11 protein-coding genes, 1 pseudogene and 1 riboswitch are annotated in these 22077 nt (G+C 65.7%); of the genes and pseudogenes, 8 read left to right on the plus strand and 4 right to left on the minus strand.

From position 1 onward, the window contains the following. Positions 1-59: 59 nt before the first annotated feature. The 3 genes and pseudogenes from O8I58_RS04720 (at position 60) to O8I58_RS04730 (ending at position 2920) form a co-directional block, all read left to right on the plus strand. Positions 60-608: a YaeQ family protein gene (locus tag O8I58_RS04720; protein ID WP_298321090.1), complete on the plus strand. Its 549-nt coding sequence runs from the start codon at positions 60-62 to the stop codon at positions 606-608. Then, positions 608-1799: pseudogene (locus O8I58_RS04725) on the plus strand (NAD(P)/FAD-dependent oxidoreductase). The gene O8I58_RS04720 and the pseudogene O8I58_RS04725 overlap by 1 nt, the downstream one beginning before the upstream one ends. A 74-nt stretch (positions 1800-1873) precedes the next feature. Then, positions 1874-2920, plus strand: coding sequence for a LacI family DNA-binding transcriptional regulator (locus O8I58_RS04730; RefSeq protein WP_298321091.1), 1047 nt, complete (start codon positions 1874-1876; stop codon positions 2918-2920). 98 nt (positions 2921-3018) lie between these two features. Here O8I58_RS04730 and O8I58_RS04735 read toward each other — a convergent pair whose 3' ends face one another. Together O8I58_RS04735 and O8I58_RS04740 are read right to left on the minus strand one after the other, a co-directional pair. Beyond that, entirely contained in the window at positions 3019-4659 is a 1641-nt protein-coding gene (locus O8I58_RS04735; RefSeq protein WP_298322745.1) for an alpha-amylase family glycosyl hydrolase, read from the minus strand. A gap of 44 nt (positions 4660-4703) precedes the next feature. After that, complete coding sequence (locus O8I58_RS04740) at positions 4704-6182, minus strand: MFS transporter (RefSeq protein ID WP_298321092.1); 1479 nt, start codon at positions 6180-6182, stop codon at positions 4704-4706. A 390-nt stretch (positions 6183-6572) separates the two neighbouring features. Here O8I58_RS04740 and O8I58_RS04745 point away from each other — a divergent pair, with 390 nt between their 5' ends. Both O8I58_RS04745 and O8I58_RS04750 read left to right on the plus strand, forming a co-directional pair. Next, positions 6573-8180, plus strand: a complete 1608-nt coding sequence (locus O8I58_RS04745; protein WP_298321093.1) for an alpha-glucosidase family protein — start codon at positions 6573-6575, stop codon at positions 8178-8180. A 490-nt stretch (positions 8181-8670) separates the two neighbouring features. Continuing rightward, complete coding sequence (locus O8I58_RS04750; protein WP_298321095.1) at positions 8671-11442, plus strand: TonB-dependent receptor; 2772 nt, start codon at positions 8671-8673, stop codon at positions 11440-11442. A gap of 177 nt (positions 11443-11619) precedes the next feature. Here the strand turns inward: O8I58_RS04750 and O8I58_RS04755 are convergent, their stop codons facing one another. Continuing rightward, positions 11620-12870 (minus strand): multidrug effflux MFS transporter, encoded by a 1251-nt coding sequence (locus tag O8I58_RS04755; protein WP_298321097.1) that lies wholly within the window; start codon positions 12868-12870, stop codon positions 11620-11622. Positions 12871-13191: 321 nt separating this feature from the next. Beyond that, positions 13192-13306, plus strand: a riboswitch (glycine riboswitch). Between the two features lie 151 nt (positions 13307-13457). Here O8I58_RS04755 and gcvP point away from each other — a divergent pair. From gcvP to O8I58_RS04770, 3 genes are all read left to right on the plus strand, one after another. Then, entirely contained in the window at positions 13458-16331 is a 2874-nt protein-coding gene (gcvP, locus tag O8I58_RS04760) for an aminomethyl-transferring glycine dehydrogenase (protein WP_298321099.1), read from the plus strand. A 355-nt stretch (positions 16332-16686) separates the two neighbouring features. Next, positions 16687-18606 (plus strand): putative bifunctional diguanylate cyclase/phosphodiesterase, encoded by a 1920-nt coding sequence (locus O8I58_RS04765; RefSeq protein WP_298321100.1) that lies wholly within the window; start codon positions 16687-16689, stop codon positions 18604-18606. Between the two features lie 203 nt (positions 18607-18809). Further along, a complete protein-coding gene (locus O8I58_RS04770; RefSeq protein WP_298321101.1) occupies positions 18810-21185 on the plus strand; it encodes a GH92 family glycosyl hydrolase in 2376 nt (791 codons plus the stop codon). A gap of 113 nt (positions 21186-21298) precedes the next feature. Here O8I58_RS04770 and O8I58_RS04775 read toward each other — a convergent pair whose 3' ends face one another. Further along, complete coding sequence (locus tag O8I58_RS04775; RefSeq protein ID WP_298321102.1) at positions 21299-22063, minus strand: restriction endonuclease; 765 nt, start codon at positions 22061-22063, stop codon at positions 21299-21301. Between the last annotated feature and the right edge of the window lie 14 nt (positions 22064-22077).

Here is a 22077-nt window from a genome sequence, read left to right on the forward strand (position 1 = left end):
GGTCGCGAATCAAAAGTCACTAGCCATTATCATGGCGTTTGTTTTTCACCGGCACCCGCATGGCTCTTTCCGCCACGATCCGCAAGGTCGAGCTCCAGATCAGCGACCTTGACCGTAATCATTACGCCAGTCACAGCCTCACCCTGGCCCAACACCCCTCCGAAACCGACGAACGCCTGATCGCCCGGCTGCTGGCATTCGTGCTGCATGCCGACGAGCGACTGGAATTCGGCCGGGGCCTGAGCAACGAGGACGAACCAGACCTGTGGCGGCGCGACTACACCGGCCAGATCGAGCAGTGGATCGACCTGGGCCAGCCGGATGAATCCCGCCTGCGCAAGGCCGCCGGACGTTCGCGCGAGGTGGTCGTCGTCAATTACAGCGGCAACCCGGGCGATGTGTGGTGGCAGAAAAACGCCGCTTCGCTGCGCCGCATGAAGCAGCTGACCGTGATCGACCTGCCGCATGCGCAGATCAAGGAACTGGCCGAACGCATCCAGCGCACCATGCGCTTCGATGTGCTGGTGCAGGACGGCGAAACCCAGCTGATGGGCGATGACCTGCAGATGGTGCTGGTGCCGTCCGTGCGCTATTCACCGCAGGGCTGATGTCCAATCCGTTCACCCATGACGTGCTGGTCATCGGCGGCGGCGCGGCCGGGCTGATGTGTGCGGCCACCGCGGCGGGCAACGGCCGTTCGGTGCTGGTGGTCGAACATGCCAACCGCGTCGGCAAGAAGATCCTGATGTCCGGCGGCGGGCGCTGTAATTTCACCAATACCGGCACTACGCCGGCCAATTACCTGTCGGCCAATCCGCACTTCTGCCGCTCGGCGCTGGCGCGCTACACGTCGCGCGACTTCATCGACCTGGTTGAGAAGCACCGCATCGCCTATCACGAGAAGGAACTCGGCCAGCTGTTCTGCGATGACTCATCCAAGCAGATCGTGGCCATGCTGCTGGCCGAATGCGAACGCGCAGGCGCGCGCATCGCCACCAGCTGCAGTGTCGAGAAGGTCGCGCCGAAGGACGGCGGCGGCTACACGCTGCACACCTCGCAGGGCGTGTTCGGCGCGCCATCGCTGGTGGTCGCCAGTGGTGGGCTGTCGATTCCCTCGATGGGTGCATCGGGCTTCGGCTACGCGCTGGCCAAGCAGTTTGGCCACGACGTGCTGGCCACGCGCGCGGGGCTGGTGCCGCTGACCCTGAGCGGACGCCCGCAAGAGCAACTCGCCGACCTGGCCGGCGTCGCCCTGCCGGTGCGCGCGCAGTGCGGCAAGACGGCGTTCGAGAACGCAATGCTGGTGACCCACCGTGGCATCAGCGGTCCGGCGATCCTGCAGATCTCCTCGTACTGGCAACCCGGGCAAGCCCTGCACCTGGACCTGCTGCCGGGCCGCGATGCGCTGGACGTCCTGCAGCAGCAAACGCGCCGAACGCCCCGCGGCCGAACTCAAGACCGTGCTGTCCGATCTGCTGCCGCGGCGCTTCGCGGTGCGCCTGTGCGAACTGTGGCTACCGAACAAGCCGATGAAGCAGTTCAACGAGCCGCAGCTGCGCGAAGTGGCAGACGTCCTGCGCGCCTGGCCACTGGTTGCCAGCGGCACCGAGGGCTACCGCACCGCGGAAGTGACACTGGGCGGCGTCGATACGCGCCAGGTCTCGCAAAGCACGTTCGAATCGAAGCTGGCACCGGGCCTGCATTTCATCGGCGAAGTGCTCGATGTCACCGGCTGGCTGGGCGGCTACAACTTCCAGTGGGCCTGGGCCTCAGGCCACGCCGCCGGCATGGCGGTCTAGCCGCGACACATTGCCGCAACGCAGCATGAGGGATTCGCGGCCCGTGGCATGATCGACGCACTGCAACACACTGCGTGATCCCTGTGCATCTACCGATCAAGGGCAAGGCCACTTCGCTCGATATCGCATATCGGGCCGGCGTCTCCCAACCCACCGTGTCGCGCGCGCTGCGCGGTAGCCCGATGGTCAACGAAGAGACGCGCCGACGCATCCTGGCCATTGCAGAAGAGCTGCATTACAAGGTCGACAAGAACGCCTCCAACCTGCGCACCCAGCTGACCGGCACGCTGGCATTGCTGTTCTTCGAAGACCCGACGCCGGACGAATCGGCGATCAACCCGTTTTTCCTGTCGATGCTGGGCTCGATCACCCGCGCCTGCGCCCTGCACGGCTATGACCTGTTGATCTCCTTCCAGCAGCTGTCCGAGGACTGGCAGGCCGACTACGAGGACAGCAAGAAGGCCGACGGCCTGATCCTGCTGGGTTACGGCGACTACCTGCAATCGCGCATCCGCCTGGAACGCCTGCAGCAGCAGGGCACGCGCTTCGTGCGCTGGGGCGCGGTGCTGCCGGGCCAGCCGGGCGTGTCGATCGGCTGCGACAACTTCCAGGGCGGGCACGACATCGCCGCGCACCTGATCGGCCAGGGACGTTCGCGGATCGCCTTCGTCGGCCATGCTTCGGCGCACTACCCCGAATTCCAGGAGCGTCATCGCGGCGTGATCGCGGCAATGGCCGAAGCCGGCGTGCAGGCCGACCCCGCCCTGCAGATCGATGCCGAAACCAGCGAGCAGTCCGGCTATGAGGCCGCACGCCTGCTGCTGGAACGCGGCGTGGCCTTCGATGCCCTGTTCGGTGCCAGCGACCTGATCGCCATCGGCGCAATGAAGGCGCTGCTGGAGGCCGGCCTGCGCATTCCCGACGATGTGGCCGTGGCTGGCTTCGACGACATCCCGCTGGCCGGCTTCGTCGCGCCCGGCCTGTCCACCGTGCAGCAGGACACCCGCCAGGCCGGCATGCTGCTGGTCGATACGCTGCTACAGCTGATCCATGGTCAGCCGGTGGAGAGCCAGACGATTCCGGTGAAGCTGGCGCTGCGTGGGTCGAGCCGCTGCTTGTAGCGCGGAGCTTGTTGCAATCCCATCTTGGGGACTCCGCTGGGGCTTTCCCGACGACCTGCCCTAAGCGCAGCGGAGCAAGCTCCGCTCTACAAAAAAACTTAATCGCGCAGGCGCCGCGCCATGTCGTCGGCCAGGCGCGCGCGCAGTGCGGCATTGGTCAGCGCCTGGTCGTAGAACAGCACGCGCACGCCGTGTGCTGGCACCTCCAGCGTCAACGTCTCGCCGATGCGCACACGCTTGCCGTCGAAGGCATCGCGCCAACTGCCTTGCTGCAGTTCCTTGTCCAATGCAACCGTGCCAGCACGGTCACCCTTGTTCAGCAGCACCAGCGCGGTCTGCGTGGTGCCGTCGTGTTCGTAGACACGGTAGAAAGCAGCGGTGTCGCCCTTGATCGCCAGGTCCAGCATCAGGCCGCGCTGCAATGCGACCGAATCACGGCGCAGCGTGGCGATCCGCTTGAGGTTGCGATAGATCGGGCTGTCCTTGCCCGCATCCACGCGTTCCTGGCCGTAATAGTTGCGATTGCCGGCATGTTCGGCCGCGCCGCGCATGAAGCCGGTCTCCGAGCCGTAGTACACCGCGGGAATCCCGCGCACGGTGAACAGCCAGTTGTTCGCGTCGATGAAACCCGCATCGGTGGCATCCAGGCGTGCCATGTCGTGGTTGTCGTAGAAGGTCACCAGGTCGTACGGATTGGCGTACGGACCATCTTCCAGATACAGCGCCTTGGCGATTTCCTCGTAGCCGCCGCCCTCCTTGCCGAAGACCCTGGACAGCTTTCCGCGCATCGGGAAGTCCAGCACGCTGTACGCCCCGTTGCGCGGCAGCGTGTGCCCGGCGATGGTGGCCGCGTCGTAGTCGAAGGCCTCGCCGAACATGAAGAAGCCCGGATGCCTGGCGCGGATGCGGTCGGCAAACTTCTTCCAGAAGCTGTGCGGCATCCAGCCGATCGTATCCACCCGGAACGCAGCCGCGCCCTGCCCGATCCATTGCTCGTAGGCGCCGGCCAGGTAATCCAGCACGGCCGGATTGTCCTCGGCCAGGTCCGACAGTTCGGCCAAGCCGCCACCGGTGTTGTAGAAGGCATGCATCGGGTTGTGCTTCGGATCCAGCCTGGATGGATCCAGGTTCTGGTGGTCGGCGACCTTGTGGCCGTCCTTGTCGAAGAGCTGGCCGAACTGCGGCTGCACCTTCGGCATGGAATACGCGGGCGAGCCATGGTTGCCGACGATGTCCAGCACCACGTCCAACTGCGCGTCCTTCATGCCCTTGGTGAAGCCGGCGAAGTCCAGGCCAGGACTCGGCAGGTGTTCGTCGAGCTTGTAGAAGTTCACGCCCCAGTAGCCGTGATAGCCAGTCTTGCCCTGGTCGGTTCCGACGCTGCCCCAGGTGACTGGCTTGCCGCCAGTGAAGGCCTGGTCGGGATTGTCGACGATGGGCGTGACCCACACCGCACTGAAACCCAGGTCACGGATATAGCCGGCATTGTCGAGGACGCCTTTGAAATCGCCGCCCATGTAGCCGATGTTGTCGCTCTGCCCCGCCGGTGCGCCCTGCACGGGAAGATCGAAGGTGCGGTGTTCACCGCCCTGGTCGCGCTGGTCGTTGGACGGATCGCCGTTGACGAAGCGATCGGTCATCACGAAGTAGATCGCCTCCTTCGCAAACGGCTCCAGCGTGCCGTAGAAATCCTGTGGCGCCGCTGGCTGCGCCGAGGCAGGCAGCGACAGCGCAGCCATGGCAACAAACAGTGCGCGCGGCAATCGGGCGTGACGGATCATGACTAGGCCTCTCGAAGTGGTTCGTGCACCCGCAGCGTGCACAGGCCGGCCACGACCAGGCTCAGGCCACCGACGGCCAGCGCATTGATCGGTGCGCCGCCCAGTACGGTCTTGACCAGCAGCCCCAGGATCGAGGCGGCGACCAGCTGCGGGATGACGATGAAGAAATTGAAGATGCCCATGTACAGGCCCATCTTGGCTGCCGGCACGCTGTCGGACAGCAGCGCATAGGGCAGCGACAGGATCGAGGCCCAGGCAAAGCCCACGCCGGCCATCGACAGCAGCAGCCAGTGCGGATCGCGGAACAGCAGGAACGAGATGAACCCCGCGCCACCCAGGCACAGGTTGAGCAGATGGCTCCAGCGCAGGCCGATCGCACGCACCATCCACGGGATCACGATGGCCGCCACGGCGGCGAAACCGTTGTAGGCGGCGAACAGCACGCCGACCCAGTTGGCGCCCTCGTTGTACGCGGCCGAGGTGGTATCGCTGGTACCGAAGTGGGTACTGGTGACCGCATCCGTGGTGTAGATCCACATCGCGAACAGCGCGAACCAGGAAAAGAACTGGACCACCGCCAGCTTGCGCATGGTGACCGGCATCGCCATCAGGTCGTCGACGATGGCCGCATACATGCCGCTGCCCGCATAGCGCCGGCCCAGCAGCAGTGCGCCGCCCACTGCCGCGCCACCGCCCAGCACGTAGAGCTGCTTGTCCAGGCCAAACGCCGCGACCAAACCGCAGCCGACCAGGCCGATCACCAGGGCGGCCCACCCGATCCGCGTGCGCAGCACGGCGCTGGTTTCACCGTTCATGGTGAAAACCGCGGTCTTCGACTCGACCTCATTGGCCAGTTGCCCCGGCGGATCCTCGCGCGTGGTGAAGACCGTCCACAGGATCGTTAGCAGCAGCACCGCGCCGCCGAAATAGAACGCATAGCGCACCGTGTCCGGCACCTGCCCCGGCCCGGCGGTATTGGCCACGCCGAAGTGGGCCAGCAGCCACGGAAGCAGGCTGGCGATGACCGAGCCGATGCCGATGAAGAAGCTCTGCATCGCATAGCCCGAGGCGCGCTGGCGCGTCGGTAGCAAGTCGCCGACGAAGGCGCGGAACGGCTCCATCGAGATATTGATCGATGCATCCAGCACCCACAGCAGGCCGGCGGCGATCCACAGCGCGGGTGAATGTGGCATCGCAATCAATGCCAACGTTGCCAGCACCGCGCCGATCAGGAAATACGGACGGCGCCGGCCCAGCCGCGTCCAGGTGCGGTCGGACAGATAGCCCACGATCGGCTGCACGATCAGTCCGGTCAGCGGTGCGGCCATCCATAGTACCGGGATGTCGTCCACCGACGCGCCGAGCGTGTGGAAGATGCGGCTGACATTGGCGTTCTGCAGGGCAAAGCCGAACTGGATGCCCAGGAAGCCGAAGCACATGTTCCAGATCTGCCAGAACGACAGGGTGCGGGTGCGAGTCATGGTGAGTGTTGGATCCCCTGCCGACAGCACATGCCGCATGCCTGGGCGGTCACGGGTCGGCAACGTCATGGTGACCGCTGGCCATGCGCTTGCCATGCTGCAGTGCACACAAAACAGCGAACAGCACGATCACACTTTCCGCGCTTTCGATTGGGCACCGGATTTACAGAAACAGCTTGATTTCAAGGCAATTCCGATCGCTCGACCACGACTGCGATACACAAAAATCCGCTCGATGCAGTCCCCGAGGCATGCGCCGTCTGCATACGTATTCATGGCCATGCAGGCCCGATGTCCCGCGACGGCCAAGGCCTTGCGTGGAATAGTGGCGCCCGCTTCGGCCTGGCACGGATGCGTGCGCACGACCTTTCAGGAATACGGGGAACAGCAATGAACAACTGGTGGCGCGGCGCGGTGATCTATCAGGTCTATCCGCGCAGCTTCAAGGACACCAATGGCGATGGCGTGGGCGACCTGCCCGGCATCGTCGAAGGACTGGACTACATCGCCAGCCTGGGTGTGGACGCAATCTGGATCTCGCCGTTCTTCAAGTCGCCGATGGCCGACTTCGGCTACGACATCGCCGACTACCGCGATGTCGATCCGTTGTTCGGCACGCTGGCCGACTTCGACGCACTGCTGGCCAAGGCGCACCGGCTTGGCATCAAGGTGATGATCGACCAGGTGCTGAGCCATTGCTCGGACCAGCACGCCTGGTTCCAGGAAAGCCGCCAGAGCCGCGACAACCCGAAAGCCGACTGGTACGTGTGGGCCGATCCGCAGGAAGACGGCACCCCACCGAACAACTGGATGTCATTGTTCGGCGGCGTGGCATGGCGTTGGGAACCGCGACGCGAGCAGTACTACCTGCACAACTTCCTGGGCGTGCAGCCGGACCTGAATTTCCACAACCCGGCCGTGCAGCAGGCCACGCTGGACAACGTGCAGTTCTGGCTGGACCGCGGCGTGGACGGCATGCGTCTGGACGCAATCAACTTCTGCTTCCACGACACCGAGCTGCGCGACAACCCGCCCAAGCCCAAGGAAAAACGCGTCGGCCGTGGCTTCAGCCCGGACAATCCGTACGCCTACCAGTACCACTACTACAACAACACCCGGCCGGAGATGCTGCCGTTCCTGGAGCAGCTGCGGGCCCTCATGGACCGCTATCCGGACGTGGCCGCGCTGGGCGAGATCTCCTCGGAAGATTCGCTGGCGACCACGGCCGAATACACCGGCAGCAAGCGCCTGCACATGGGCTACAGCTTTGAACTGCTGGTCGACGACTTCAGCGCCGCCTACATCCGAGACACCGTGTCGCGGCTAGAAGCTGCCATGGACGATGGCTGGCCATGCTGGGCGATTTCCAACCATGACGTACCGCGCGCGGTCTCGCGCTGGGGCGGCGGCGGTGACGATGCATTCGCCGCGCAGCTGGTGGCAATGGTGTGTTCGCTGCGCGGTTCGGTGTGCGTGTACCAGGGCGAGGAACTGGGCCTGACCGAAGCCGATGTGCCGTTCGAACTGCTGCAGGACCCCTACGGCAAGACCTTCTGGCCGAACTTCAAGGGCCGCGATGGCTGCCGCACGCCATTGCCGTGGCAGGACGCCGAGGGCGGCGGTTTCAGCACGGGCCCATCGTGGTTGCCAGTGCCTTCCGAACACAGCGCCCGCAGTGTGGCGGTGCAGGAAGCCGATCCGGATTCGGTGCTGCAGCATGTGCGCGCGTTCCTGCACTGGCGTCGCCAGCATCCGGCGCTGGTCCGTGGCGGCATCCGCTTCCTGGACACGCCCGAACCCGTGCTGGCTTTCGTGCGCGAAGGTGAAGGCAGCGCGGTGCTGGTGGCCTTCAACCTGTCCGCCGCACCCGTGCAGTGGCCATTGCCGCAAGGGTTCAACGCCACGCCACTCGATGGCCATGGCCTGCGTGAGGCCACGCTGGAAGCGGGCACGGTTTCGCTCCCTGCACGCGGCAGCTGGTTCGCGGCGCTGGCATGAGCCTGCGGATCATCCACAGCCGCATACCGGGAGCGCTTTCCAGCCTGGTCTAGCGTTGCCGCATCGTCCATCAGCGACGCCACGCATACACGCCGATCGATGCAGCAGATTTTTTCGTCCCATCCATCCCGTGCTGGAAGCAGCACACCTTGTTCGCCAGGCATGGAAAGCCGCATCACCGAAACGGCGCACGGCGCGCAAACAGCGTCGTGCGATGCAACAACCACCGCGGCATCACCGATGTAACCGCTTCCCACGGGACATCGGTGCTTTCGATATCGCGGTTAAAGGGCGCGGCGCCCGAGCAGGACAGGAGTTTTTCTGCCGCAACGCCATGAATACGTATGCAGCACGCTGCATCCAGGCAACCCGGCACTACCATCTGCACCCATTCGAAAAGGCCTTGTTTTTACGCCTTCGCGAAACGCCGGCAACCCGGGGGGACGCCGGTCCATCACTCATGCAGTACCAACATTGACTGGAGGGGAAAATGTTGACTCCCAAGCGCAACCTGCTGTGCGTGGCCCTGGCGTCTGCGATGACGCTGACCATTGCCCAAGCCAACGCGCAGAACGCCACGACCGACACGGCCGGCGATTCTGCGACCACCAACACCGACGATACGACCAACCTTGACCGGATCACGGTCACCGGCATCCGTCGCGGCATCGAAGAAGCAATCTCGGTCAAGAAGGATTCGACCTCGATCGTCGAGGCGATCTCGGCCGAGGACATCGGCAAGCTGCCCGACGTCAGCATTGCCGAATCGCTGGCCCGCCTGCCCGGACTGGCGGCGCAGCGCGTCGGCGGCCGCGCGCAGGTCATCAGCGTCCGCGGCCTGTCGCCGGACTTCGCCACCACCCTGCTCAACGGCCGGGAAATGGTCAGCACCGGTGACAACCGCAGCGTCGAGTTCGACCAGTACCCGTCCGAACTGATCAGCGGCGTGACCGTCTACAAGACCCCCGACTCCGGCCTGGTCGGACAGGGCCTGTCCGGCACCATCGACATGCAGACCGTGCGTCCGCTCAGCTACCAGGACCGCGTGATTTCCGTCGGTGGGCGCTACCAGAAGAATTCGCTGGGCAAGGCCGGCGGCATCGATCCTTACGGCAACCGCTTCAATGCCAGCTATATCGACCAGTTCGCCGACCACACCATCGGCCTGGCCATCGGCTACGCACATTCGGACATGCCCAAGCAGGAGAACCAGGTCGGCCTGTACGAACCGTGGCAGGCGGTGGGCGACGGCTGGCGGCCGGGCGTGGACGCCGGGACGTTCTACTCAGACGGCATCAAGGCGCTTCGCCGCACCGGCAATGCCAAGCGTGATGGCGTGATGGCGACGGTGCAGTTCCGTCCCAACAATGCCTGGACCAGCACCCTGGACATGTTCTACACCAAGGCCAAGGAATACGACACGGCCAACCAGATGGAAATCCACCTGGGCGACTTCAACGGCGGCTATGACAGGCTGGATGTCACCGATGCCGTCGTGAACCAGAACGGCACCTTCACCGGCGGGGTGGCCAACAACGTCTATCCGCTGGTCCGCGGCATGTACAACTACCGCGAAGATCGCATCAAGGCGTTCGGCTGGAACAACGAAGTGCAGCTTGGCGGCGTCAAGCTCACCGCCGACGTCAGCTGGTCCAAGGCCGAACGCGACGAGATCAGCCTCGAGAACAACCTGCAGCTGCTGCCCGCACCGCAGCTGGACTCGGTCACGCTAAACTATGGCGGCGGATCATTCCCGCAGTTCACCCCGGGTCGCGACTACTCGGACTACAACTCGCTCTACATCACCAACACCATCTACGGCTCGGGTTACGGCAAGGTCCCGCACGTCGAGGATGAGCTGAAGGGCTATCGCCTGGTCGCCAGCATCCCGGTGCCGGATGGTTTCACCTGGCTGTCCGACTTCGACGTGGGCATCAACTTCGCCGACCGCCAGAAGGACAAGTCGCAGGCCGAGGGCAACATCCTGCTGGGCGACCAGGGCGATACCACCATCGCCTCGGACCTGCAGTACGGCCTGGTCAACCTGGGCTTCGCCGGCGCCGGCTACATCCCCAGCTGGGATGTGCCCGGAGCCGTGGCGCGCTACATGACCTTCAATCCAACCACCACCGAGTCCTACCTGATTCCCAAGCAATGGGCGGTCAGCGAGAAGATCACCACGACCTTCCTGCGCGGCAACATCGATACCGAGATCGGCTCGATCCCGGTGCGCGGCAACATCGGCATCCAGGCCCAGCACGTGGACCAGTCCTCTGCGTCGAATTACTGGGACGATTCGCAGGATGTCGGCAGCCAGGTCATTCCGATCAAGGCCGGCAAGACCTATACCGACTTCCTGCCCAGCCTCAACCTGGCCTTCTCGTTGCCCGCCGACCAGACGCTGCGCTTCGCCCTGGCCCGCCAGGTCGCGCGCCCGCGCGTGGACCAGTTGCGCGCCTCGCTGGAATTCGGCGTCGACACCAGTACCGGCAAGCCTGGCGCCAGCGGCGGCAACCCGAACCTGGACCCCTGGCGCGCCAATGCACTGGACCTGTCCTACGAGAAGTATTTCGGGACCAAGGCCTACGTGGCTGCCTCGTTCTTCTACAAGCAGCTCAAGAGCTACATCTTCACCCAGACCCGCGACGGCTATGACTTCACCGACCAGGTTGCCGCCTGGCTGGCCGCCAACGGCGACACGGTCACGGTCCCGGTGCAGACCACAGGCAACTACAGCGCGCCGTTCAACGGCAAGGGCGGGACTCTGCGCGGTGTCGAACTCACCGCCTCGATCCCGCTGGACCTGTTCAGCGATGCACTGGAAGGTTTCGGCGTCGTGGCCAGCGCCGGCTTCAACGACAGCAGCATCAAGATCAAGGACCCGGACAGCGCGTCCAGCGTCGGCTCGGGCGACATCATGCTGCCCGGCCTGTCCAAGCGCGTGTACAACTTCACCGCGTATTACGAGCGCAATGGCTTCGAGGCGCGCGTGAGCCAGCGCAAGCGTTCGGACTTCATCGGCGAGATCGGCAACTTCTCCGGCGTGCGTACGCTGCGCTACGTGGAGGGTGAAGACATCACCGATGCGCAGCTCAGCTACAGCTTTGGCGAGCAGACATCGTTGAAAGGCCTGAGCCTGCTGCTGCAGGCCACCAACCTGACCAACTCCAAGTACCACACCTACGCCGAGACCAAGGACCGGCCGCTGGAAACCATCGAATGGGGCCGCACCTATCTGGTGGGCGTGAACTACAAGTTCTGATCCATCCGCACGACAGGCAGAGAAGAAGGCGTCGCCGCAAGGTGGCGCCTTCTGCGTTTGTGGGGCGGCGCTTGCTCCGCGGCCCTATTTTGTAGAGCGGAGCTTGCTCCGCTGCCTTTCGGACAGATCACGGGGAAAGCACTAGCGGAGCGAGCTCCGCTCTACGGGAAGGCGGCACTACGCGCCATCGGCCGGTTCCAGGCGTGGGGTGATCGCGTCCTGGCGCGGCAGGCGGCGGCCGGCGCGGCGATCGGCCTTCCAGCACAGCCAACCGGCGACGAAGAAAGCCGTGGCGCCCAGGGCCAGCTTCAGTGGATCGTGTGCGACCAGCGGCGACAACACGCCGGCAATGATCGCGTTGAACGTCAACTGGACAAAGGCCTGCAGCGACGAAGCCAGGCCGCGCTGGCGCGGATACAGGTCCAGCACCGCCAGCGCCAGGATCGGAAACACCAGGCCCATGCCAGTGCCGGCGACGAAGATCGGCAGCACCGCCCACGGCACCTGCAGCCGATCGACGCTGGCCGCGTAGGCAACGCTGGCGATGCTGGCCACGCCGCAGCAGATGAAGCCCACGCGCACCTGCCCGGCCGGCTTCAACTTGCCCGCCATGCGCCCGGACAGCCACGAACCCAGGGTCATGCCGCCGATGGTCGGGATGAACAGCCAGGCAAAGTCCTGCTCGGTCTTGCCCAGCAGTTCCATCACGAACACCGGTGCCGAGGCGATGTACAGCCAGATCCCGCCAAACATCAGCGCGCCGGCCGCGGCCAGCCGCTGGAAACGCCGGTCCAGCGCAATCGACGTATAGCCCCGCCACAGCCCGCCCACCGACAGCGGCGTGCGCGCGGCGACCGGATGGGTTTCCGGCAGCCACACCATCGTGGCGAGCAGCAGCACCGCACCGAAGGCCACCAGGAACCAGAAGATCACCGGCCAACCCGCCCCGGCACCCAGGATCCAGCCGCCGATGATCGGCGCGATCGCCGGGGCGATGCCGAAGATGATCGAGACCTGGCTCATCAGCTTCTGCGCCAACGGGCCGTCGTAGAGGTCGCGGATCACCGCCCGGCCGACGATCATGCCGGCGCCGGCCGAAAAGCCCTGCAGCGCGCGGAACGCCAGCAGCGTCGGCAGGTCACGCGACAGCGCGCAGCCCACCGACGCCCCGATGAACACGACCAGGCCGCCCAGGATCACCCGCCGGCGGCCGAACGCATCGGACAGCGCGCCGTGGGCCAGGCTCATCACCGCATAGGCCAGCAGGTACACGCTGACCGTCTGCTGGATCGCCATCTGGTCCACGCCCAGGCGCTGGGCCAGCTCCGGAAAGGCCGGGAAGATCGTGTCGATGGAGAACGGGCCAAACATCGCCAGCCCCGCCAGCAACAGGGCGAGACGACGGGTCGAGGTGGCGGGCAACGGCATGGAAGATCCTGGGGAAAGACGGCCGCCCCGGCAAGCGGAAACGGCAAGGCGCAGGCCGCGCAAGCAACGCGCGACCCGGAGGCGACAGGGGAAAGTGTGTAAATGATAGGCGCTGGGGCGGCTTGCGGTCACGATCCATGCGCCGGACAGGCCTTTCCGTGACCGCATCAGCACACGCGCACGCCCAGGCATACGCGCGCGTGGCCGGCCCGTATAATCGGCGGGCAGTTCAGGTGGGAGAAGCGGCGCAGGCCTTCACGGCCAGTGCCGCTGCCGAAGGCGCAACGCCCGTAATCGCTCAGGCCCGATACCACCGCAGGCAACAAACACTCTGGAGAGACCGGTCGGCCCATTGGGTTGGCACCGGCGCCGAAGGGGCACGAAGCGGCTGGCACCGCGCTTCCAAACTCTCAGGCAAAAGGACAGAGGGGCGCGAGAGGATGTCCCGATCCGATCGTCATTCCCGCGAGCGTGGGAACCCAGCGACTTTGCGGCCATGCCGTGGAGGCACTGGATCCCCGCGTTCGCGGGGATGACGGGTCGAAGATCCGGGGCGTCCGTTTCATACCGCGTGCCCCACCCTTCGGATGCCTGCCATGTCCCAGAACACCCCCTCGCTGCGCGACCTCGAACACCATTCCGCGTTCGTCGAACGCCACATCGGCCCCAACGACGCCGAAATCGCGCAGATGCTCGACGTGGTTGGCCATCCGACCCTGGAGTCGATGACCGACGCCATCGTCCCGGGCAAGATCAAGTCGCCGGCGCCGCTGGCGCTGCCCGAAGCGATCACCGAAGAAGAGGCACTGGCCAAGATCCGCCGGATCGCGCTGAAGAACCAGGTCTTCAAGTCCTTCATCGGCCAGGGCTATTCCGGCACCCACACGCCGAAGGTGATCCTGCGCAACATCCTGGAAAACCCGGCCTGGTACACCGCCTACACGCCCTACCAGGCTGAAATCTCGCAGGGCCGCATGGAAGCGCTGATCAACTTCCAGACCCTGTGCGCCGACCTGACCGGCATGGAGATCGCCAACGCCTCGCTGCTGGACGAAGCCACCGCCGCGGCCGAAGCGATGACCCTGGCCAAGCGTTCGGCCAAATCCAAGTCGGACGTGTTCTTCGTGCATGACGCGGTGCATCCGCAGACCCTGGAACTGCTGCGCACCCGCGCCGAGCCGCTGGGCATCGTGCTGGAGCTGGGCACCCCGCAACAGGCGATGGAAGCGGAGGCCTTCGGCGTGCTGCTGCAGTACCCGGACACCTTCGGCCACATCGGTGACTACAAGGCGCTGGCTGACGCGGTGCACGCGCGCCACGGTCTGGTCGCGGTGGCGACCGACCTGCTGGCCCTGACCCTGATCGCCGCACCTGGCGAATGGGGCGCTGACATCGTGGTCGGCAACTCGCAGCGCTTCGGCGTGCCGTTCGGTTTCGGCGGTCCGCATGCCGCGTTCATGGCCTGCCGCGATGCGTACAAGCGCTCGATGCCGGGCCGCCTGATCGGCGTGTCCATCGACTCCCAGGGCAACCCGGCCTATCGCCTGACCCTGCAGACCCGCGAGCAGCACATCCGCCGCGAAAAGGCGACCTCCAACATCTGCACCGCACAGGTGCTGCTGGCAGTGATGGCCTCGATGTATGCGGTCTACCACGGCCCCGATGGCCTGACCCGGATTGCCAAGCGCACCCATCGCCTGGCCGCGATCCTGGCCGCCGCGCTGCGTGGCGCCGGCGTCACCGTTGGCGAGCACTTCTTCGATACCCTGCACGTCAAGTCCGTCGATGCCGATGCGATCCACGCCAAGGCGCTGGCCGCCGGCATCAACCTGCGCGTGATCGACAGCGAGGCACTCGGCATCAGCCTGGACGAGACCACGACGCGCGCCGATATCGTCACGCTGGCGGGCCTGTTCGGTGCGAGTGCAGACGTGGACGCGCTGGATGCCGCCACCGCCGATGCGCTGCCGCAAGGGCTGCTGCGCACCAGCGCGTTCCTGCAGCATCCGGTGTTCAACACCCACCACAGCGAGCACGAACTGCTGCGCTACATGCGCGCTTTGGCCGACAAGGACCTGGCGATGGATCGCACCATGATCCCGCTGGGCAGCTGCACCATGAAGCTCAACGCCACCGCCGAGATGATCCCGGTGACCTGGCCCGAGTTCGGTGCGATCCATCCGCTGGCCCCGGCCGCGCAGTCGACCGGCTACAAGCAGTTGATCGACGAGCTGGAAGCGATGCTGGTCGAATGCACCGGCTATGACGCAGTGAGCCTGCAGCCCAACTCGGGCGCGCAGGGCGAATACGCCGGCCTGCTGGCGATCCGCGCCTACCACCGCTCGCGCGGCGAAGGCCATCGCGACATCTGCCTGATCCCCGAATCGGCCCACGGCACCAACCCGGCCTCGGCGCAGATGTGCGGCATGAAGGTCGTGGTCACCAAGTGCGATGCCAACGGCAACGTCGATGTCGAAGACATCCGCGCCAATGCCGAGAAGTATTCCGATCGCCTGGCTGCGCTGATGATCACCTACCCGTCCACGCATGGCGTGTTCGAGGAAGACGTGGTCGCCATCTGCGAGGCCGTGCACGCGCACGGCGGCCAGGTCTACACCGACGGCGCCAACATGAACGCCCTGGTTGGCGTCGCCAAGCCCGGCAAGTGGGGCTCGGACGTGTCGCACCTCAATTTGCACAAGACCTTCTGCATCCCGCACGGTGGCGGCGGTCCGGGCGTGGGCCCGTGTGCGGTCAAGTCGCATCTCGCTCCATTCCTCCCCAAGACCCTGGGTGGTGAAGGCGAAGTCGGCATGGTCTCGGCGGCGAGCTTTGGCAGCGCCTCGATCCTGCCGATCAGCTGGATGTACATCACCATGATGGGCACCGGCGGCCTGCGCAAGGCCACCCAGGTGGCCCTGCTCAACGCCAACTACATCGCCAAGCGTCTGGCACCGCACTACAAGACGCTCTACACCGGCCGCAATGGGCTGGTGGCGCACGAGTGCATCCTGGATGTGCGTCCGCTGGAGAAGGCCACCGGCATCAGTGCCGAGGACGTGGCCAAGCGCCTGATCGACTTCGGCTTCCACGCCCCGACGTTGAGCTTCCCCGTCGCCGGCACGCTGATGGTGGAGCCGACCGAAAGCGAATCCCAGCACGAGCTGGATCGCTTCATCGACGCGATGATCCAGATCCGCGAGGAAATCCGCGCGGTCGAGGACGGCCGCCTGGACCGCGAGGACAACCCGCTCAAGCACGCCCCGCACACCGCCGTGCAGGTCTCGGGCAGCGAGTGGACCCACGCCTACCCGCGCGAGCTGGCCGCCTTCCCACTGGCTTCGCTGAAACAGGCCAAGTACTGGCCGCCGGTGGCGCGCGTGGACAACGTCTACGGCGACAAGAACATCATGTGCGCCTGCATCCCGGTCGATGCATACAAGGATGACGTGGAGGCCTGACCGGCCTCGCATGGACACAAGAAACCCCGCCATGGCGGGGTTTCTCGTTGATGGGCCATCGACAACCGCTCGGGCCCGCCGTCCTCCCGGCCACTGGACCCACCACGTCCCCAACCGGCAATCACTCTGCACCTGCCTGCGCAAAGACCCGCAGGTCGGGCAATGACGCAACGCGTCACATCGAACGCCCAGCCGCTGGCGGGCCAGGCCGCAGGGCAGCGACCGATCACCCGCAAGCACCCGCCTGTTCCTGCGAAAGCCAGCGATGGCAGCGCCTGGCGCCGGTAACGGGGGTTCCAGGCGTGGCACGTTACTTGCGACGCCAGACCAGTCCCCTCGTGGAACCGGTGGCCGCATGCTCCTGCCCTCCCACCCTATGACCGGAACCTACAACGCCCTGCTGGTGCTGGCCTCCTTCGTGGTGGCGGCCGTGGCGGCCTATGCGGCACTCAGCATGACTGGCCGGATCACGGCCAACCGCGGGCGCATTGCCAGTTGCTGGCTGGTCGGCGGCGCCTGCGTCATGGGGCTGGGGGTGTGGTCGATGCACTTCATCGGCATGCTGGCCTTCAAGCTGCCCATCCCCCAGGGATACGACCTGCTGATCACCGGCTACTCGCTGCTGATCGCGGTCGGGGCATCGGGTTATGCGTTGTGGATGGTGACCCGGCCTGCCCTGCCGAGCGGCCAGCTGCTCGGTGGCGGCCTGATCATGGGCTGCGGCGTCGCGGCGATGCACTACGTGGGCATGGCCGCGATGCGCATGCAGCCAGGTATCGATTACGACCCGCTGTGGTTTTCACTTTCGGTGCTGATTGCCATCGCAGCATCGATTTCCGCCCTGTGGATCTTCTTCCGGCTGCGCAGCGAAACAAGGGGGCAACCGCCGTTCCTGCGCATCATCGCAGCGGCGGTCATGGGGTTTGCGATTGCCGGCATGCATTACACCGGCATGGCGGCGGCGCGGTTTCCCGCAGGCGCCATCTGCGGCGCGGCCGTCAAGGACGGTGCGTCCCCGCACTGGCTGGCCAGCCTGGTGGGAACCTTCACTTTCGCCATCCTGGGCATCGCGCTGGTGGTCTCGATGCTGGACCGCCGCCTGCAGGAGCGCACCACCCTGCTGACCGAATCCCTGATCAAGGCCAGGCACGAACTGACCCACCTGGCCATGCATGACAGCCTCACCCGGCTGCCCAACCGCGCACTGATGGAAACCCGGTTGTCGCAGGCCATCGACGACGCACAGCGCGGTGGCAGTCGCTTCGCGGTGATGTTCATCGATCTGGACGGCTTCAAGGGCATCAACGACACCTACGGGCACGAGGCCGGTGACCAGCTGCTGCTGCAGCTGGCTTCCAGCCTGATGGAAAGCCTGCGCCCGGAAGACACCATTGCACGGTTGGGAGGCGATGAATTCGTCGTGCTCACCACCATCGAAACGCCCGAAGACGCTGCCAGCACCGCGCAGACGCTGCTGCGGCTGGCCTGCCTGCCACTGAAGATCGATCGACTGGAGATCGCCATTTCTGCCAGCATCGGTGTGGCGCTCTACCCGGACAACGGCCTGCAGGCGCAGGAACTGCTGGCCCACGCCGACGCGGCGATGTATGCGGTCAAGGAACGTGGCCGCAACGGCTACCAGCTGTTCAAGCCGGACATGCGCAAGGGCACGCATCAGCGCATCACCTTGGCCCAGGATCTCCGCCAGGCCCTCGATGGCAGTCACCTGCAGCTGGATTACCGGCCCAGGCGCCGCACGCCCGAAGGTCCGGTGCTGGGACTGGATGCCCTGGTCCGCTGGCGCCATCCGCAGTACGGGCAGATCCCGCCTGCCGATTTCATTCCGCTGGCCGAGCATTCGGGCCTGAGCCTGGAACTGGGTCGATGGGTGCTGGAGGAAGCCTGCCGCCAGCTCGCCCTGTGGCGGAGCGAAGGCCATCTGCCGGGCAGCATGGCCGTGAGCCTCTCGCCGACCCAGTTCCGCTCGGAACTGCTGCACCACGACATCAAGGACGCACTGCAACGCCACGACCTGCCCGGCTCGCTGCTGGTGCTGGGCGTCTCCGAATCGGTGGCCATGCATGACCCCGCCGGCAGCCTGTCCATCTTCAAGCGCCTGTCCGACCTTGGCGTGAGTCTTTCCATCGATGACTTCTACACGGGCTACGCCAGCCTGACGCAGCGCCGGACCATGCCGGCCAGCGAACTGGCGATCGACCGGGATCCCATGCGCGATGCAACCTCGCCCCCCGGCAACGCGCCGACTACGCACTGACATCGTCCCCTGCGGTTGCCGTGATGCACGCAGCAACGCGCCCGCAACCTTGCCGCGACGCTGATCAGATGCGCCGACGCGTGCGAGTCAACGCATCGCGCCCCGGGCATCGACCATCGTCGTAGTGCCTCATGCCATGTCCCGGGACGTGCGGAATCGCGTGATAGGGTCCGTGTCCTTCACCAATTCCCGGGATCAGGTGCATGCGACGTTCACACGCCTCCAATGGCCTTGGCCGCAAGGCCATCCGTGCGCTCGGCCTGGCCACCTGCCTGGCCGCGTTACCGGCATTGGCACTGGCCGCCGATCGCTTGAGCAGCGCGCAGCAGGATGCCTTCGACGCAGTCGATCCCTTCATCGGCACCGCCGGTGAAGGCCACACCTTTCCCGGTGCGACGGTGCCGTTCGGCATGGTCCAGCTCTCGCCCGATACCCAGATCAAGTCGCGCAAGGATGGCTATGGCTGGGCCGCGGGCTATCGCCATGACGACAACACCATCGTCGGCTTCTCGCACACGCATTTTTCCGGCTCGGGGCATTCGGACCTGGGCGATTTCCTGGTCATGCCGACCACCGGCGATGTGAAGCTGGAACGCGGCGATGTCACCCAGCCGAACAGCGGCTACACCTCCCGCTTCGACCACGCCACCGAAACTGCCAAGCCCGGCTACTACGCGGTGACGCTGGCCGATTCGGGCGTGCGCGCCGAACTGACCGCCACCGCGCGCGTGGGCCTGCACCGCTACACGTTTCCTGCAGGCAAGCCGGCGCACGTGATCCTGGACCTGCGCACCAGCATGTACGACTACCCCGGCAAGGTGCTGTGGTCGCGCGTGCGCGTGCGCCCGGACGGCACGGTCACCGGGTTTCGCGAGACGCGCGGCTGGGCGCCGGGCCGCCAGCTGTATTTCGCCATGCGCTTCTCCAAGCCGCTCAAGGGCCAGTCGCTCAACGACACCGAGCAGGACGTGATCTACAAGGGCTTCGCCACGCCAGCCGACAAGGACCCCACCCAGCGCGCACAGATCGAAGGCCGCCAGCTGGTCGGCGCGTTCGATTTCGGCAACGAAGGCGGCCAGGTGCTGGTGAAGGTGTCGATCTCGCCGGTGAGCGAGGAGAACGCCATCGCCAACATGGAGGCCGAAGCACCTGCGTGGGATTTCGATGGCGCGCGTGAGGCCGCCAGGACGCAGTGGGCCACGGCCCTGGCCGCGGTCGAGGCCAAGGGCAGCAAGACCCAGCGCACCCAGTTCTACACCGCGCTGTACCACACGTTCCTGGGACCAACGCTCTTCATGGACGTCGATGGCCGTTATCGCGGGCCGGATAACGCCGTGCACCAGGCCAAGGGCTGGACCAACTATTCGACCTTCTCGCTGTGGGATACCTACCGCGCCCTGCATCCGCTGCTGACCCTGGTGCAGCCGCCGCAGCACACCAACGACATCGTCAATTCGCTGCTGGCTTCGCGCCGCGAAAGCCCGTACGGGATCCTGCCTGTGTGGGCGTTCAACGGCCTGGAAACCTGGTGCATGATCGGCTACCACGCCGTGCCAGTGATCGCCGATGCCTACATGAAAGGCATCCGTGGCTACGACACAAAGGAGGCCCTGGACGCGATGGTTGCCAGCGCCGACTACGGCCCCTACGACGGCATCGCCCAGTACCGCGAGCTGGGCTATGTGCCGATCGACGAAGAAGGCGAAGCGGCCAGCAAGACACTGGAATATGCGTTCGACGACTGGACGATTTCGCAGGTCGCCAAGGACATGGGCGATGCCAAGGTCGCCGGCGAGTTCGACAAGCGCGCCGGCAACTGGAAGCACGCCTTCGATCCGTCGACCGGCTTCATGCGCGCGCGCAAGCGCGATGGCGCCTTCCGCGAGCCGTTCGACCCCACCGCCAGCGGCTACGGCAGCGACTACACCGAAGGCAACGCCTGGCAGTACTCGTGGTACGTGCCGCAGGACGTGGCCGGCCTGGTCCAGGCTCACGGCGGCGCCGACAGGCTGCTGGGCAAGCTGGATGAGGCGTTCGATGCAAAGGTGGACCCGAAGATCTTCGAGCACATGGAAGACATCACCGGCCTGATCGGCTGGTACGCACACGGCAATGAGCCGGGCCACCACGTGTCCTACCTGTACGCCTATGCCGGCCAGCCGTGGCGCACCCAGCAGCGCCTGAAGCAGATCATGGACACCCAGTACAAGGCCACGCCCGATGGCCTGGCCGGCAACGACGACCTGGGCCAGATGTCGGCCTGGTATGTGTTCACCGCGCTGGGTTTCTATCCGGTGACCCCGGGCAGCAACCAGTACGTGATCGGCCGGCCGTTCCTGCCGCAGGCCACGCTTGACCTGCCGGGCGGCAAGCGCTTCACCGTGGTGGCCGACAAGCTGGACGACAAGCACACCTACGTCGGCAGCGTCACGCTGGACGGCAAGCCACTGGACCGTGCCTACATCACCCACCAGGAGATCCTGGCCGGTGGCGAACTGCGCTTCACCATGCAGGCCCAGCCCAACAAACAGTGGGCGACCGACCTGGGCAAGCTGCCGTACTCGCAGTCATCGAACTGACGGCTGCGTCCACGCACTGGAATGCAGAAGGGCTGGTCGCAAGACCAGCCCTTCCTGCTTATCGAAGCCGGTGAGCGTCATCACTGTGGGCCAGCGCGACGTGAAAGCCCGGATCAGAGACGCGGTGCAAGCGCCTGATTGAAATTGGCCGGCAAGCCAGCGCTGGTATCGAAAGCGGCCGGGCGCGCTGGCGAAGCCGATTCAACCGAGGCCTGTCGATCCAGCACGCTCACGCGCGAAGGCAATGCAGCAGCGCGCCAGGCATTGGCCGATGCCTGGGTAAACGCGGTGTCGGCAGGACGCGCCGGGCGCAGCACGTCGAAGAGCTGGCCCTGGAGTGCCGGGATCGAGGCAAACAGCATGGTCACCGCCATCGCCATGCCGCCGGTGCCGATGGCCGCGCGCAGCGGCCAGGGCGGGCGCGTGGCTTCGCGCAGGGAGCGCGCCGGCGGGCGCACCGGTGCCGGCCGGGAGACACTCGCACCTGATTCCAGCAATGCGTCCAGGCCGCGTTCGTCCACCAGTTCCAGCTGCGCGTGGTGCAAAGCCGCCTGGTACGCAGACACCATGAACCCGGCTGCGCCAATCAACACGCCACGGACTGCACCGGCTTCGAACACATCGATGGCCAGCTGGCGAACCGCGCCCTGCGATACGGCGCCCTGCGCGCGTGCATAGGCGTGGACCAGCACCTGTTCGCGTCCCTGCTGCAGCAGCAGGACGACATCGGGCCGATTGGCGCGTTCCAGCGCTGGCAGCGCGAGCACCTGCACCTGGAACTGCCGCGCACGGTAGGCCGCAGCCAATCGGTCTGCACCGATTGCCGGCATGCCGCCGGCACCGGCATGACGCCGGCTGTGTGAGGTGACGTACTGCATGGGAACCCCTGTTC

The sequence above is a fragment of the Pseudoxanthomonas sp. genome (assembly GCF_027498035.1).
Classification (GTDB): Bacteria; Pseudomonadota; Gammaproteobacteria; order Xanthomonadales; family Xanthomonadaceae; genus Pseudoxanthomonas_A.